Origin of the sequence: Bacillus vallismortis, assembly GCF_004116955.1 — a bacterium.
GTDB classification, from domain to species: Bacteria; Bacillota; Bacilli; order Bacillales; family Bacillaceae; genus Bacillus; species Bacillus vallismortis.
In genome coordinates, this window is the sequence record NZ_CP026362.1 from 1156798 (window position 1) to 1171263 (window position 14466).

At 44.0% G+C, this 14466-nt stretch carries 17 protein-coding genes, 1 pseudogene and 1 riboswitch; of the genes and pseudogenes, 15 read left to right on the forward strand and 3 right to left on the reverse strand.

Annotation, left to right across the window (positions count from 1 at the left end; translation table 11 throughout):
• Positions 1 to 4: 4 nt before the first annotated feature.
• From spoVAEA to lysA, 3 genes are all read left to right on the forward strand, one after another.
• Complete coding sequence (spoVAEA, locus tag BV11031_RS06305) at positions 5 to 622, forward strand: stage V sporulation protein SpoVABEA (RefSeq protein ID WP_010328176.1); 618 nt, start codon at positions 5 to 7, stop codon at positions 620 to 622.
• The gene (locus BV11031_RS06310) at positions 567 to 2048 is read left to right on the forward strand and encodes a spore germination protein (protein WP_010328175.1); all 1482 of its coding nucleotides are present in this window, start codon (positions 567 to 569) and stop codon (positions 2046 to 2048) included. The genes spoVAEA and BV11031_RS06310 overlap by 56 nt, the downstream gene beginning before the upstream one ends.
• Before the next feature lie 106 nt (positions 2049 to 2154).
• Complete coding sequence (lysA, locus tag BV11031_RS06315) at positions 2155 to 3474, forward strand: diaminopimelate decarboxylase (protein WP_010328174.1); 1320 nt, start codon at positions 2155 to 2157, stop codon at positions 3472 to 3474.
• A 158-nt stretch (positions 3475 to 3632) separates the two neighbouring features.
• Here the strand turns inward: lysA and BV11031_RS06320 are convergent, their stop codons facing one another.
• The gene (locus BV11031_RS06320; RefSeq protein WP_010328173.1) at positions 3633 to 4505 is read right to left on the reverse strand and encodes a DUF1002 domain-containing protein; all 873 of its coding nucleotides are present in this window, start codon (positions 4503 to 4505) and stop codon (positions 3633 to 3635) included.
• A 257-nt stretch (positions 4506 to 4762) separates the two neighbouring features.
• Between BV11031_RS06320 and BV11031_RS06330 the strand changes: the two genes are divergently transcribed.
• Together BV11031_RS06330 and BV11031_RS22880 are read left to right on the forward strand one after the other, a co-directional pair.
• The gene (locus BV11031_RS06330) at positions 4763 to 5194 is read left to right on the forward strand and encodes a peptidylprolyl isomerase (protein WP_010328172.1); all 432 of its coding nucleotides are present in this window, start codon (positions 4763 to 4765) and stop codon (positions 5192 to 5194) included.
• A gap of 269 nt (positions 5195 to 5463) precedes the next feature.
• Positions 5464 to 5670: a zinc ribbon domain-containing protein gene (locus BV11031_RS22880; RefSeq protein ID WP_010328171.1), complete on the forward strand. Its 207-nt coding sequence runs from the start codon at positions 5464 to 5466 to the stop codon at positions 5668 to 5670.
• On the opposite strand, the pseudogene BV11031_RS06340 reads toward BV11031_RS22880, so the two are convergent.
• Positions 5616 to 5833 (reverse strand): annotated as a pseudogene (locus BV11031_RS06340) (hypothetical protein); the annotation flags it as partial. The gene BV11031_RS22880 and the pseudogene BV11031_RS06340 overlap by 55 nt on opposite strands.
• Before the next feature lie 369 nt (positions 5834 to 6202).
• Between BV11031_RS06340 and sipS the strand changes: the two are divergent.
• From sipS to ribT, 7 genes are all read left to right on the forward strand, one after another.
• The gene (sipS, locus tag BV11031_RS06345; RefSeq protein WP_010328169.1) at positions 6203 to 6757 is read left to right on the forward strand and encodes a signal peptidase I sipS; all 555 of its coding nucleotides are present in this window, start codon (positions 6203 to 6205) and stop codon (positions 6755 to 6757) included.
• Positions 6758 to 6989: 232 nt separating this feature from the next.
• Positions 6990 to 7334 (forward strand): hypothetical protein, encoded by a 345-nt coding sequence (locus tag BV11031_RS06350; protein ID WP_010328168.1) that lies wholly within the window; start codon positions 6990 to 6992, stop codon positions 7332 to 7334.
• 120 nt (positions 7335 to 7454) lie between these two features.
• Positions 7455 to 7599, forward strand: a riboswitch (FMN riboswitch).
• A 129-nt stretch (positions 7600 to 7728) separates the two neighbouring features.
• Complete coding sequence (gene ribD, locus BV11031_RS06355) at positions 7729 to 8814, forward strand: bifunctional diaminohydroxyphosphoribosylaminopyrimidine deaminase/5-amino-6-(5-phosphoribosylamino)uracil reductase RibD (protein ID WP_010328167.1); 1086 nt, start codon at positions 7729 to 7731, stop codon at positions 8812 to 8814.
• A 10-nt stretch (positions 8815 to 8824) separates the two neighbouring features.
• Positions 8825 to 9472, forward strand: coding sequence for a riboflavin synthase subunit alpha (gene ribE / locus BV11031_RS06360; RefSeq protein WP_010328166.1), 648 nt, complete (start codon positions 8825 to 8827; stop codon positions 9470 to 9472).
• Between the two features lie 14 nt (positions 9473 to 9486).
• Entirely contained in the window at positions 9487 to 10683 is a 1197-nt protein-coding gene (locus BV11031_RS06365) for a bifunctional 3,4-dihydroxy-2-butanone-4-phosphate synthase/GTP cyclohydrolase II (RefSeq protein WP_010328165.1), read from the forward strand.
• A 32-nt stretch (positions 10684 to 10715) separates the two neighbouring features.
• Positions 10716 to 11180 (forward strand): 6,7-dimethyl-8-ribityllumazine synthase, encoded by a 465-nt coding sequence (gene ribH, locus BV11031_RS06370; RefSeq protein ID WP_003223915.1) that lies wholly within the window; start codon positions 10716 to 10718, stop codon positions 11178 to 11180.
• A gap of 113 nt (positions 11181 to 11293) precedes the next feature.
• Complete coding sequence (gene ribT, locus BV11031_RS06375; protein WP_010328161.1) at positions 11294 to 11668, forward strand: GNAT family N-acetyltransferase RibT; 375 nt, start codon at positions 11294 to 11296, stop codon at positions 11666 to 11668.
• A 13-nt stretch (positions 11669 to 11681) separates the two neighbouring features.
• On the opposite strand, the gene BV11031_RS06380 is transcribed toward ribT, so the two are convergent.
• Positions 11682 to 12206 carry a DUF309 domain-containing protein gene (locus BV11031_RS06380; protein WP_010328160.1) on the reverse strand — a complete coding sequence of 175 codons (525 nt, stop codon included), beginning with the start codon at positions 12204 to 12206 and terminating at the stop codon, positions 11682 to 11684.
• 264 nt (positions 12207 to 12470) lie between these two features.
• Here BV11031_RS06380 and scpA point away from each other — a divergent pair, with 264 nt between their 5' ends.
• Genes scpA through BV11031_RS06395 form a run of 3 tightly spaced genes read left to right on the forward strand, consistent with a single transcriptional unit; the run spans position 12471 to position 14401 of the window.
• The gene (scpA, locus tag BV11031_RS06385; protein ID WP_010328159.1) at positions 12471 to 13226 is read left to right on the forward strand and encodes a segregation/condensation protein A; all 756 of its coding nucleotides are present in this window, start codon (positions 12471 to 12473) and stop codon (positions 13224 to 13226) included.
• Positions 13216 to 13809: an SMC-Scp complex subunit ScpB gene (gene scpB / locus BV11031_RS06390; RefSeq protein WP_010328158.1), complete on the forward strand. Its 594-nt coding sequence runs from the start codon at positions 13216 to 13218 to the stop codon at positions 13807 to 13809. Before scpA ends, scpB begins: the two co-directional genes overlap by 11 nt.
• 55 nt (positions 13810 to 13864) lie before the next feature.
• Positions 13865 to 14401 (forward strand): YpuI family protein, encoded by a 537-nt coding sequence (locus BV11031_RS06395; RefSeq protein ID WP_010328157.1) that lies wholly within the window; start codon positions 13865 to 13867, stop codon positions 14399 to 14401.
• The last annotated feature ends 65 nt before the right edge of the window (positions 14402 to 14466 follow it).

Consider the following 14466-nt stretch of genomic DNA (forward strand, 5'->3'; position numbering starts at 1 on the left):
CGACATGACGACAAAACGCAAGGTCATACTGGTAACAGACGGGGATGTGTATGCCGCTAAAACAATTGAATACGCCGCAAATAAAGTGGGGGGACGATGTATTTCACAATCAAAAGGCAACCCTTCTATTCGCAGCGGCGCGGAGCTTGTCAAGCTGATCACCTCAGCACCGTATGATCCCGTATTTGTCATGTTTGACGACTCGGGCCTTCAAGGAGAGGGGCCGGGAGAAGCCGCTCTCAGCTATGTCGCCACCCATCCGTCAATTGAAGTGCTCGGAGTGATTGCGGTCGCATCAAAAACCCATCAGGCTGAGTGGACCAGGGTTGACGTAAGCATTGACCGCAATGGAGAAATAACTGAATACGGTGTAGATAAAATCGGAGAGCAGGAATTTGATGAACACAGAATGAACGGAGATACAGTCTATTGCCTTGATAAACTTGATCTCCCGCTTATTGTCGGTATCGGGGATATTGGCAAAATGGGCAGAAAAGACGATATCTCAAAAGGGTCGCCAATCACCATGAAAGCGGTCGAGTTTATTTTAGAAAGGAGCGGGTATCATGCCGGACCAAAAGCAAGAGAAAATCAAGGTTTATCGGAATCCAGACAAAAATGAAGCATACTTCAAAAACCGTGTCGGGATGGGAACAAGCTACGATGTAGGGGTTCGCAAGCTCACCATTTTAGACAAAGAAATTCATCTTTACTATCTGAATGGATTATGTGATACGGCCTTTATCATTCATTTAATGCGAGAGCTCGTAGCCATTAACAATCGTGATGAGGACCCGGATCAGCTGGTTGATATTGTCGAAAACAGGCTTCTTAACGCCCAGGTCGAAAAAGTAAAAACGCTGGATGAAACGACTGACCAGGTGCTGTCCGGATTAGTCGCAGTCATTGTTGAAGACACAGGCTTCGCGTTTATTATTGATGTCAGAAGCTATCCGGGCAGAAATCCGGAAGAACCTGATACGGAAAAGGTGGTCAGGGGAGCAAGAGACGGATTTGTTGAAAATATCGTCGTCAATACAGCCCTTCTCAGAAGGCGGATCAGAGACGAACGGCTTCGCATCAAGATGACAAAGGTCGGCGAGCGATCTAAAACGGATATGAGCATTATTTATATAGAAGATATTGCAGATCCAGATCTGGTTGACATCGTGGAGAAAGAAATTGCTGCCATTGACGTTGACGGCTTAACGATGGCTGACAAAACAGTAGAGGAATTCATCATTAAACAAGGCTACAACCCGTATCCGCTCGTCCGCTATACGGAAAGACCCGATGTGGCTGCCAACCACGTGCTTGAAGGCCATGTCGTCATCATGGTTGATACATCGCCGAGTGTGATTATCACACCGACGACTTTATTTCACCATGTCCAGCATGCTGAAGAGTACAGGCAAGCGCCTGCGGTCGGTACTTTTTTACGATGGGTAAGATTTATCGGCATCATTGCATCCACTCTCCTTCTCCCGATCTGGTTTCTCTTTGTGCTGCAGCCGGATCTTTTGCCAGAGAATATGAAATTTATCGGTTTAAATAAAGATACGCATATCCCGATCATCCTGCAAATATTCTTAGCTGACTTAGGAATCGAGTTTCTCAGAATGGCGGCCATTCATACACCGACAGCTCTGTCGACAGCAATGGGTATCATCGCTGCTGTGCTGATCGGACAAATTGCTATTGAAGTCGGCCTGTTTTCGCCAGAGGTGATTTTGTACGTCTCACTCGCGGCCATCGGAACCTTTGCAACGCCTAGTTATGAATTAAGCTTGGCAAACAAAATGGGCCGACTTGCCCTCATGATACTTGTTGCCATATTCCATGTAAAAGGGCTCGTTATCGGATTCACAGTGCTCATTATCGCCATGGCCAGCATCAAATCACTTCAGACACCGTACTTATGGCCGCTGATTCCCTTTAATGGCAAGGCGTTATGGCAGATACTGATCCGCACAGCAAAACCTGGCGCGAAAGTAAGACCTAGTATCGTTCACCCGAGAAATCGCTTAAGACAGCCTACCAATTCATAATCGCATTGAAACTGACTGAAGAGTATGATAATGTATGTCTTAATTATGAAGGGACAGTCCATAAAACTGTCCTTTTCATCCATAAGCGGAGAAAGAGGGAATGACATTGTTCTTACATGGCACAAGCAGGCAAAATCAACATGGGCATTTAGAAATCGGAGGTGTGGACGCTCTTTATTTAGCGGAAAAATATGGAACGCCTCTTTATGTATATGATGTGGCTTTAATACGTGAGCGTGCTAAAAGCTTTAAGCAGGCATTTATTGCTGCAGGGCTGAAAGCTCAGGTAGCGTATGCGAGCAAAGCGTTCTCATCCGTCGCGATGATTCAGCTCGCAGAGGAAGAGGGGCTCTCTTTAGATGTCGTGTCTGGCGGAGAGCTTTATACAGCTGTTGCGGCCGGCTTTCCGGCAGAACGCATTCACTTTCATGGGAATAACAAGAGCAGGGAAGAACTGCGGATGGCACTTGAACACCGCATCGGCTGCATTGTGGTGGATAATTTCTATGAAATTTCGCTTCTGGAAGACCTATGTAAAGAAACGGGCCACTCCGTTGATGTCCTTCTTCGGATTACGCCGGGGGTAGAAGCGCATACGCATGATTACATTACAACCGGTCAGGAAGATTCAAAGTTCGGTTTCGACCTTCATAACGGACAAACTGAACGGGCAATTGCGCAAGTGTTACAATCAGAACACATTCAGCTTCTGGGTGTCCATTGCCATATTGGCTCACAAATTTTTGATACGGCTGGTTTTGTGTTAGCGGCGGAAAAAATCTTCAAAAAACTGGACGAGTGGAGGGACTCTTACTCGTTTGTATCCAAGGTGTTGAATCTTGGTGGAGGTTTTGGCATCCGTTATACAAAAGACGATGAACCGCTTCACGCTACTGAATACGTTGAAAGCATTATCGAAGCTGTGAAAGAAAATGCTGCCCGATACGGTTTTCACATTCCGGAAATATGGATTGAACCGGGCCGTTCTCTCGTAGGAGACGCAGGCACAACCCTTTATACGGTTGGCTCTCAAAAAGAAGTGCCGGGTGTCCGCCAATATGTAGCTGTAGACGGAGGCATGAACGACAATATTCGTCCTGCACTCTATCAGGCTAAATATGAAGCTGCGACAGCCAACCGTATCGGAGAGGCGCACGACAATACGGTCTCGATTGCCGGAAAGTGCTGTGAAAGCGGTGATATGCTGATTTGGGATATTGACCTGCCAGAAGTAAAAGAAGGCGATTTGCTTGCCGTTTTTTGTACAGGCGCTTACGGATATAGCATGGCCAACAATTACAATCGAATCCCGAGACCTGCTGTTGTATTTGTAGAAAATGGTGAGGACCATCTGGTCGTAAAGAGAGAAACATACGAGGATATTGTCAAACTTGACCTGCCCTTTAAAACGAGTGTCAAGCAATAAAAGCGCCGATTCCTCGGCGCTTATACTAAAGAGAAGGTGGGGATTTTTGAAGATTGAAAATCAAAAATCCTCATCTTCTTATTTTTTTGAGGCCTCAAATGCAAAAAAGGCTGTCGAGGTTTTCTCGACAGCCTAAGCGCCGACATCGCGGCGCTTTTTTATTTGAAAATAGAAACAATTGCATTCCAGATCGATACGAAGAAATCAATGACTTTCTGGATGAAGTTTTTGCCCTCATCTGATTCTATGAACTTCGTTATCTTATCTTTTGCTTTATCAAGCTGGTCACCGACCTGCCCCCAGTCGATGTCAACATTTTTCATTTTATTGAATAGGGAGACAAGCTGATCCTTTTGGCTGTCTGTAAGTGTGACGTTTAAGTCAGAAGCCGCTTCGTCCACTTGTTTTTCAATGTCAGCCTTATTGTCAGGCACACCGTTTTTGGCAAACTCTTCTTTGATTTTTGCAATCAGTGCAGCCGCATTTTCCTTACCGATTTTGTCTCCGAGCTCAGATGTCGTGACAAGCTCTTGATTGGCTACTTGCTTAACATCCTCTGAGATCGCTTCATCAGACGAAACCTCATACGCTTTAATCAATCCAGTTAAAGCCGCAGTCCCGGATACTTCAAACGGGGCTGTCACATACACCTTTGCATCTTTCACACCGGCTGTCATCAGCGCATTTAGATACATTTCATCTGTGATGCCGCTGATATTATGGGTCTCAACATTCAGCCCAGAGCCTTTTTTGGCAATGGTTATCGACGATGAAGAAATCGCTCTGGATCCGATTTGAGCGCTTGGGATATATTTTCCTAAATATTCATGTTCTTCCTTATTGGTCACCGTTACCGTTGTGGCATTGTCAGGGACATTCATTTCGTTAAGCACTTTTTGTTTATCAGATTCTGACAAATCAGCACCCAGTGTGACAATGACATCTCCGACTGCGGCATCCGCGAGACTGATTTTCGGAACCATCAGCAGCAAAACGGCCGCTGCTAGCATTCCAATCCATATTTTTTTCAAAGCAGTTTGACCTCCTTCAATTTCACAAGCAGCTGGATAGAGCTGCTTTGCGAGGACCTGAATCATGATGAAAAATACAGTTCCGTTAGGTAAGACGGAGATAAAGAGACCCAGGTTTCATTTTTATTTTTTGCAAAGACGGTTAATTCGTTTTCCCCCGAAAGGTGTGGTATAATAGCCGCGACAAGGAGAGACAGGCTATACCCTATCATACATAATCTCCTTTGAAAATTAAAATAAAGAAAGTGGGCATACAATTGAAAACAGGTTACTTTTTATTAGAAGACGGCAACAAAATTGAATTTGAACTTTACCCTGAAGCTGCATCAGGCACTGTCGCAAACTTTGAAAAGCTTGCGAATGAAGGCTTCTATGACGGTCTTACATTTCACCGAGTGATTCCTGGCTTCGTCAGCCAAGGAGGCTGCCCGAACGGAACTGGCACAGGCGGTCCAGGATACACAATCAAATGTGAAACAGAAGGAAACCCGCACACACATGAAGCGGGCTCTCTTTCTATGGCACATGCTGGAAAAGACACTGGCGGCAGCCAATTTTTCATCGTTCATGAACCTCAGCCTCATTTGAACGGTGTTCACACTGTATTCGGCAAAGTAACAAGCGGATTAGAGTTCGCGAAAAACATGTCTAACGGCGACGTTATGAAAGAAGTTCGTGTAGAAGGCTAATAGGCAGATGGGAAAGCTTCCTCGATTGGGGGAGCTTTTTTTATTGGCGAAAATGTTCCACTAGAGCATCGCCTGACGAAAATGTATCATTGCTAATACTTTATCTTGTATATGCCGCAAAAGCGGATTGATTCTTCAATCATTCCGACACTCGCCTTCATCTCATCTGTAAAAATTAAGAAAACTTTAAAGTAACATCGTTCATTGGAAATGGGATTTTGTAGTAAAATGAATCAAAACAAACGTGATGTTAAAAAGGAGCTTGGCGTATGAACAACAAAGGCTGTATAAAATGCGGAAGTACTGAAGCGGGACAAAAAGAAATCGCCACAACCGGCACGGGATTGTCGAAATTGTTTGACGTTCAGAATAACCGTTTTCTCGTGGTGTACTGTAAGAATTGCGGATATTCAGAGTTATATAACAAAGAATCCTCAACAGCCGGCAACATATTGGATTTGTTTTTTGGAGGCTGATCCATGTTTTCGAGCTTTGATGATTTCAAACATATGTTGAAATCAAAACGGGATGCCGGTTATGTTACCTATGAAATAGGCTGCCGCAAACATTCCAGTATCCTTCGTGACGTGAATTGGGTATCATGGATTTGACGATCAATGGAACGCAGTAAATGAACAGACCGCCCGTCATGTCATGACTTAAATCCTATCTAAAGATTTAGCATACGAGATCTCTCTATCTTTCGAGCCCATCGTTTTTGGATTAAGCGATTATTTCTTTCATTACTTTTCGGATGATCCTGTGTATGTTACGAACGCTGATGTTGATGTTCAGTCCGGTGATGTTAGATGAAGCAGTTGGAGTCCTATTACCCAAGCGACATTTGATGCAGGGGTGGTTGTGGTTGACAAGAAAAAGATAGGCTTGATTTGGGTAGAAGATGAAGATTAATAGAGAGTGTAAAATCATGTCAATGGTCCTGATGGGATTTCTTTTCGATTCGTGGTAACATTAACTTGCAGACCGTTGTTTATTGGAGGAAATCAGTTGAAATCAGAACATGTTTCAAAGAAAAAAACAATGTTAGAATGGGCAAAAGCAATTGTGATTGCGGTTGTTCTCGCTTTGCTCACCCGCCATTTTATTTTTGCGCCGTATGTCGTAGATGGCGAGTCCATGGACCCCACCCTTCATGACCATGAAAGGGTATTTGTCAATATGACAGTCAAGTACATAGGTGAGTTTAAGAGAGGGGATATCATCGTGCTAAACGGAGATGACGTCCACTATGTCAAGCGGCTGATCGGTTTGCCCGGTGATACAGTCCAAATGAAGAACGACCAGCTCTACATCAATGGAAAAAAGGTGGCCGAGCCTTATTTGACAGCCAATAAAAAAAGAGCAAAGCAAAACGGTTTTGACTATTTGACCGATGATTTCGGACCGGTTAAAGTGCCTGATGACAAGTATTTTGTCATGGGTGATAACCGGCGGAATTCAATGGACAGCCGAAACGGGCTTGGACTCTTCACAAAAAAACAAATTGCGGGTACGTCTAAGTTTGTTTTCTTCCCGTTTAACGAAATACGCAAAACAAAGTAGAATCAAGCAGCTCCTGAACAGGGGACTGCTTTTTTTTATCTTTTTTTCATCCATCCCCCAAAACCAGAACATAAATTCGTATACCTATAGAAAAGAAATTGCAGAAAGGTGAAACATATTCCCGTTATGCATCGTTATATTAATAATTTACGAGAAATTACAGTTTTTTATTCATGAAAAAGAGGAATAACTCATATGAATGAATAGATTCATATTGGCTGGAGGTCTAATAATGGGAAGAATAAAAACGAAGATTACCATTCTGTTAGTGCTTTTGCTTTTACTTGCAGGCGGTTATATGTACATAAATGGCGTTGAGCTGAAGGATGTCCCGACAGCAATTGGACAAACCTTGTCCTCGGAAGAAGAGGAATACACCATTCAGGAGTATAAAGTGACGAAAATTGATGGCTCTGAGTATCAAGGAGAAGCCGAAAACGGCACGAAAATCATCTTCAACGGGAAAAAGTTACATCAGGATTTGTCTGATATAAAAGAAGGTGACAAGATTAAGGCATACTTCAGCAAATCAAAGCGGATCGATGGATTAATCAAGGTTGCCAAAGTGAATGATTAACAAAGCATCACCTTTCAGTTTGAAGGGTGATGCTTTGTTTTTCTCAAATTGTAAGTTTATTTCATTGCGTACTGTCATAAGGATCGCTATAATAGCCAATAAGGACAAATGAATAAAGATTGTATCCTTCGGGGCAGGGTGGAAATCCCGACCGGCGGTGGTAAAGCGAATGCGCTTTAGAGCCCGTGACCCGTGTGCATATGCACGCGGTGGATTCAGTTTAAGCTGAAGCCGACAGTGAAAGTCTGGATGGGAGAAGGATGATGAGCCGCTATGCAAAACATTCAAAAATGCATAGTGTTATTTCCTATTGCGTAAAATACCTAAAGCCCCGGATTTTTCATAAATTCGGGGCTTTTTTGACGGTAAATCATAACAGAGGGGAGGGAAACAAATGGAAGAGTCTTATATGGAGCTGGCATTAGATCTTGCGAAGCAAGGCGAAGGACAGACCGAATCCAATCCGCTCGTCGGCGCTGTTGTGGTAAAGGACGGACAAATTGTCGGGATGGGTGCCCATTTAAAATATGGTGAAGCTCATGCAGAAGTCCATGCGATCCAGATGGCCGGCTCCCATGCAAAGGGTGCTGATATTTACGTGACACTCGAGCCTTGCAGCCATTACGGAAAAACACCGCCATGTGCAGAATTGATTATCAACTCTGGCATCAAACGCGCGTTTGTGTCGATGAGAGACCCTAACCCGCTTGTCGCTGGAAGAGGGATCAGCATGATGGAAGAAGCCGGTATTGAAGTCAAGGAAGGCATCTTGGCTGATCAGGCGGAGAAGCTGAATGAAAAATTTCTGCACTTTATGAGGACAGGCCTCCCTTACGTCACACTAAAAGCTGCCGCCAGTCTTGATGGAAAGACAGCCACCAGCACGGGCGACAGCAAATGGATCACGTCAGAGGCTGCCAGACAGGATGCTCAGCAATACAGGAAAACACACCAAAGCATATTGGTCGGAGTTGGGACGGTGAAAGCCGACGATCCGAGTTTAACCTGCAGGCTGCCGAATGTGTTGAAACAGCCGGTACGGGTGATACTTGATACCGAACTCTCGATCCCTGAGAATGCCCGAGTGATTTGCGATCAGGCAGCGCAGACATGGATTTTCACAACGGCACGCGCAGACGAGGAAAAGAAAAAACGGCTTTCAGACTTCGGAGTGAACGTATTTACGCTTGAAACTGAGCGCATTCAAATTCCCGATATCCTGCACATCCTTGCTGAAGAAGGCATCATGTCGGTGTATGTGGAAGGCGGTTCAGCTGTTCACGGAAGCTTTGTCAAAGAAGGCTGTTTTCAAGAAATCATCTTCTATTTTGCCCCTAAACTAATCGGAGGAACGCATGCTCCCGGCTTAATCTCCGGTGAAGGTTTTCAATCAATGAAAGATGTCCCCTTATTACAATTCACTGATATAACCCAAATCGGCCGTGATATCAAATTGACGGCAAAACCGATAAACGAGTAGGATGGTGACCATGTTTACAGGAATTATAGAAGAAACAGGCACAATCGAATCCATGAAAAAAGCAGGGCATTCAATGGCCTTGACAATCAAATGCTCAAAGATACTGGAGGATGTTCATCTGGGCGACAGCATTGCGGTGAACGGCATTTGCCTGACTGTCACCGATTTTACAAAAAACCAATTCACAGTAGATGTAATGCCTGAAACAGTCAAAGCGACATCACTGAATGAATTATCAAAAGGAAGCAAAGTAAACCTGGAAAGAGCGATGGCGGCAAACGGCCGATTCGGAGGCCATTTTGTCTCAGGACATGTCGACGGAACTGCCGAAATTACACGAATTGAAGAGAAAAGCAACGCTGTTTACTATGATTTAAAGATGGACCCGTCTTTAACAAAAACATTGGTTTTAAAGGGGTCCATCACCGTGGATGGCGTAAGTTTGACCATATTCGGCCTGGCAAAGGATACAGTGACGATTTCTTTAATACCGCATACCATCAGCGAAACGATTTTTTCAGATAAAACCATTGGTTCTACAGTGAATATCGAATGCGATATGATCGGAAAATATATGTACCGATTTCTGCATAAAGCCAGTGAAAATAAGACCCAACAAACCATTACAAAAGCCTTCTTAAGCGAAAACGGCTTTTAGAGAGGAAGATTCGCATGTTTCATCCAATAGAAGAAGCACTAGACGCTTTAAAAAAAGGCGAAGTCATCATCGTTGTAGATGATGAAGACAGAGAAAATGAAGGAGACTTTGTCGCTCTTGCCGAGCATGCAACACCCGAAGTCATTAACTTCATGGCAACACACGGAAGAGGATTGATTTGCACGCCGCTTAGTGAGGACATCGCAGACAAGCTTGATCTGCACCCAATGGTTGAGCATAATACAGATTCTCACCATACTGCATTTACGGTAAGCATTGACCACCGCAAAACGAAAACAGGTATCAGTGCCCAAGAAAGATCTTTTACCGTTCAAGCATTGCTGGACAGCAAATCCGTGCCGTCTGATTTCCAGCGTCCGGGGCACATTTTTCCGCTTATTGCGAAAAAAGGGGGAGTGCTGAAAAGAGCAGGCCATACAGAAGCCGCTGTTGACCTTGCTGAAGCCTGCGGATCTCAAGGAGCCGGAGTCATCTGTGAGATTATGAATGAAGACGGAACGATGGCAAGAGTGCCTGAGCTCATTGAAATAGCGAAAAAGCATCAATTAAAAATGATCACCATTAAAGATTTGATTCAATACCGTTACAACCTGACATCACTTGTCGAGCGCGAAGTCGACATTACGCTGCCCACTGATTTTGGCACATTCAAGGTTTACGGATACACAAACGAGGTAGACGGAAAAGAGCATGTCGCATTTGTAATGGGCGATGTGCCGTTCGGTGAAGAACCGGTATTAGTCCGGGTGCATTCGGAATGTCTCACAGGCGACGTATTTGGATCTCATCGCTGTGACTGCGGCCCGCAGCTGCACGCCGCCTTGACGCAAATTGCCGCTGAAGGGCGGGGAGTGCTCTTGTATTTGCGCCAAGAAGGCCGAGGCATCGGTTTGATCAATAAATTAAAAGCTTATAAGCTTCAGGAAGAAGGCTATGATACCGTAGAAGCCAACGAAGCGCTCGGATTCTTGCCTGACCTTCGCAACTATGGCATCGGAGCACAAATGTTACGCGACCTCGGTGTGCGGAATATGAAGCTTTTGACGAATAACCCGCGAAAAATCGCCGGCCTTGAAGGCTATGGACTCAGCATTTCAGAAAGAGTGCCGCTTCAAATGGAGGCAAAAGAGCACAACAAAAAATATTTGCAAACCAAAATGAACAAACTGGGTCATTTACTTCATTTTTAATCACAAATATCACAAAAAAGGATGGGAATCATATGAATATCATACAAGGAAATTTAGTAGGTACAGGTCTGAAAATCGGAATCGTAGTAGGAAGATTTAATGATTTTATTACAAGCAAGCTGCTAAGTGGTGCAGAAGATGCGTTACTCAGACACGGCGTAGACACAAATGATATCGATGTGGCTTGGGTTCCAGGCGCATTTGAAATTCCATTTGCCGCAAAAAAAATGGCCGAAACAAAAAAATATGACGCGATTATTACATTGGGCACTGTCATCAGAGGCGCGACGACACATTACGATTATGTCTGCAATGAAGCCGCAAAAGGCATCGCGCAAGCAGCAAACACGACGGGCGTACCGGTCATCTTTGGGATTGTGACAACAGAAAACATCGAACAGGCGATTGAGCGTGCCGGCACGAAAGCGGGAAACAAAGGTGTAGATTGCGCTGTTTCTGCCATAGAAATGGCAAATTTAAACCGTTCATTTGAATAATTTGTTGAAAACAGTTTAAAAATATGGCGAAAATGATATAATGTGAGAAAACGGATCACCTATTCGTATCCGTTAATAGCCAGACTGGACATTTTGGATATAGAGGGGTTTTTATGTTAATTCGTTATAAAAAATCGTTTGAAAAGATTGCGATGGGGCTTCTTTCGTTCATGCCGAGTGAAAAAGACCTTAAGCAGCTTCAGCAGACAATTAAGGACTACGAAACGGATACAGACCGCCAGCTCTTTCTTTGGAAAGAGGACGAGGATATTGTCGGAGCAATCGGAGTCGAAAAAAAGGATTCTGAGGTTGAGATCCGGCATATCAGTGTGAATCCTTCTCATCGCCATCAAGGAATCGGAAAACAGATGATGGATGCTTTAAAGCATTTATTCAAAACGCAGGTACTGGTTCCGAATGAATTAACGCAAAGCTTTTTCGAACGTTGTCAAGATCAGCAGGATCAAGACATTTCATACAATAATTAAGCAGAGGCTGTCATTAGCCCCTGCTTTTTTTTCTCCGCTCTATCTCTTTTTCACGCTCAAGGATGACGTCTGTCCGATCCCGCAACCGGTGTTTGTCGATTAGAAAAGCATCGGTGAGTGTGCTCGGCTGCCCCCATGTGCACTTTTTTTTCTTGCATTCAATGCGGCATGCTTCCTCTAGCTTCTCATCTTTGATCGGCAGCATGATGCTTTTGTAGGGAGACCCCATTTCAATTTGTTCGTCAACCGTCTGCATAAGCTCAAGTAAACGGCTATGATCAAGTCCCAAGTCTTCAACCGCTTGTTTTTCGGCTTGAAGAATCCGGATGCTGTTCGCCATCAGTCGTTTGGCACCGGCTATATTCTGCCTTCTATGATGATACAAAGCAACCGCAAGCTGAATAAAGCCGACCCAATACATTTTTCGTTTATTTGGAGGATCTTCCTTCCAATATTCTTCTAAAATTTCATGGCATTCAAAATAATCCCGTGTTGCGTGAAACTCAACGAGATAATCGATATAAGCTTTCGGGTACACGATGTTTCCTCCTTTAATCTGCTTTAAGTGTAACATAGGAAGAATAAAAGAAAAAAGAACGCTCATCCCAGATCGCTTCTTCTTTATTACGACAAATAAGGGAACACGACTTTCCTCACACCTCCATTGTTGTTTTGAATATTCTGTACAAATTGCTTCAAAACAGGAAATGAAATAGTATTGGACGAGAGCTTTTTGGTGCCTTATACTAAAGGATAGCCAGTTTATCCGGCAATGAGAGTGATACTTGAAAATGGTGAGATGATGGAAGAATATCAAGTGAAAATCGATACGTTTGAGGGCCCATTGGACCTGCTGCTTCATTTAATCAATCGTCTTGAAATTGACATATATGATATACCTGTGGCGAAGATCACTGAACAATATTTATTATATGTACATACGATGCGTGTGCTTGAGCTCGATATTGCCAGCGAGTATTTGGTCATGGCTGCCACGCTGCTCAGCATCAAAAGCAGAATGCTGCTCCCGAAGCAAGAGGAGGAGCTTTTTGATGATGAATTGCTTGAAGAAGAAGATCCGCGGGAAGAATTGATTGAAAAGCTGATTGAGTATAGAAAATATAAAGATGCGGCGAAGGATTTAAAAGAACGGGAAGAAGAAAGACAAAAATCGTTCACGAAACCGCCGAGTGATTTGAGCGAATATGCAAAAGAAGTCAAACAGTCTGAGCATAAGCTCTCCGTCACGGTTTATGATATGATCGGGGCTTTTCAAAAAGTGCTGAAACGCAAAAAAATAACAAGGCCGATGGAAACAACAATTACCAGACAGGAAATACCAATCGAAGACAGAATGAACGAAATCGTGCACAGCCTGAAATCAAGAGGAACGAGAGTCAACTTTATGGAGCTGTTTCCTTATGAGCAAAAAGACCATTTGGTTGTGACTTTTCTGGCGGTTCTCGAACTGATGAAGAATCAGCTGGTACTCATAGAACAGGAGCACAATTTTTCAGATATTTACATTACGGGGAGTGAATCCATTCATGGGGCTTGATATCGTGAATTGGAAAGCTATAGTGGAAGCCCTTCTTTACGCGGCAGGCGATGAAGGGCTCACAAAAAAGCAGCTGTTAACAGTGCTTGAAATCGAAGAGCCTGAACTGAACACCATCATGGCGGATGTGGCGGACGAATACCGCGGGGATACAAGAGGCATTGAACTGATTGAATATGCAGATACGTACATGCTCTCTACGAAAAAAGCCTTTGCGCCGTACTTGAAAAAACTGATAGAAGTGCCGTCAAAGGGCCTTTCTCAAGCTTCACTAGAAGTACTGGCCATTGTATCTTATAAACAGCCGATTACGAGAGCGGAAATTGAAGAAATCAGAGGCGTGAAATCAGAACGGATTTTACACAGCCTCGTCGCGAAGGCGCTATTGTGTGAAGTCGGACGGGCTGACGGTCCGGGACGGGCCATTTTATACGGCACCACGCCGACTTTTCTTGAACAATTCGGCCTGAAAACGCTGGACGAGCTTCCGCCGCTGCCTGAAAATGCGGAAGAAGACGTTCTTCAAGAAGAAGCTGATTTATTTTTTGAAAACTTTAACCAAACCTTCGAAGATATAAAATAGAAGTTTAATGAATCGCGTTTTTTCATCATCATAAGATATAAGGAAAGAAGCTATTATGAAAGAAGCAAAATGTGAGAGACAAAGACATGAGGGGAAGATACCAAACGAAATGGGACATTCGATTGTGCGAGCGCAGACTCAAAAAACAGGCGAATTCTTATCAATGGTTGTCAATACCGTTAACGATTACCTAAATCAAACTACGCTTGCCTCCTTGCAGGCTGAATTGCCTATTGAGAAAGGATACTGCTGTGATCTGCTGAGCACTCTGAGAAGAATGACAGTATTTTGTGAAGGTGGCGCTGAAGCGTGCCGCCGTCTCCTGATGCAGGAGCCTTTTCAAGAAGCCAGAGCGGAAAAAACACTTTACAATGTATATCACCAATGCATTGAAGAGTTCTTTATGCCCAAAAAAGACACGTGGTGTGAAAATAGCCGGGCGTCTTATACCGGAGTCAGCGCAATTGAGTTTTACCATGCCGTTCCTGCGTCGCTAGAGCAATTATTATTGCCGCTGAGCGCAGCCTTTTTGAAAATGAGAGAAGAGCTGGCTCATTACGAAGCGTCCGGATCAAGCATGGCGCCAATTTAGATAACGTTTACTCTCCCTTTTTCAGGGAGGGTTTTTTTATGTTTGCCGGAAGATCTATAATTGAT

Bases quoted from the DNA above. Each gene is read 5' to 3' on its own strand.
- ribE (WP_010328166.1), top strand. From the start codon at position 8,825: ATGTTTACAGGAATTATAGAAGAAACAGGCACAATCGAATCCATGAAA.
- BV11031_RS06365 (WP_010328165.1), top strand. From the start codon at position 9,487: ATGTTTCATCCAATAGAAGAAGCACTAGACGCTTTAAAAAAAGGCGAA.
- BV11031_RS06310 (WP_010328175.1), top strand. From the start codon at position 567: ATGCCGGACCAAAAGCAAGAGAAAATCAAGGTTTATCGGAATCCAGAC.
- scpA (WP_010328159.1), top strand. From the start codon at position 12,471: ATGGAAGAATATCAAGTGAAAATCGATACGTTTGAGGGCCCATTGGAC.
- ribD (WP_010328167.1), top strand. From the start codon at position 7,729: ATGGAAGAGTCTTATATGGAGCTGGCATTAGATCTTGCGAAGCAAGGC.
- BV11031_RS06395 (WP_010328157.1), top strand. From the start codon at position 13,865: ATGAAAGAAGCAAAATGTGAGAGACAAAGACATGAGGGGAAGATACCA.
- BV11031_RS22880 (WP_010328171.1), top strand. From the start codon at position 5,464: ATGAACAACAAAGGCTGTATAAAATGCGGAAGTACTGAAGCGGGACAA.
- spoVAEA (WP_010328176.1), top strand. From the start codon at position 5: ATGACGACAAAACGCAAGGTCATACTGGTAACAGACGGGGATGTGTAT.
- BV11031_RS06350 (WP_010328168.1), top strand. From the start codon at position 6,990: ATGGGAAGAATAAAAACGAAGATTACCATTCTGTTAGTGCTTTTGCTT.
- ribT (WP_010328161.1), top strand. From the start codon at position 11,294: ATGTTAATTCGTTATAAAAAATCGTTTGAAAAGATTGCGATGGGGCTT.
- ribH (WP_003223915.1), top strand. From the start codon at position 10,716: ATGAATATCATACAAGGAAATTTAGTAGGTACAGGTCTGAAAATCGGA.
- scpB (WP_010328158.1), top strand. From the start codon at position 13,216: ATGGGGCTTGATATCGTGAATTGGAAAGCTATAGTGGAAGCCCTTCTT.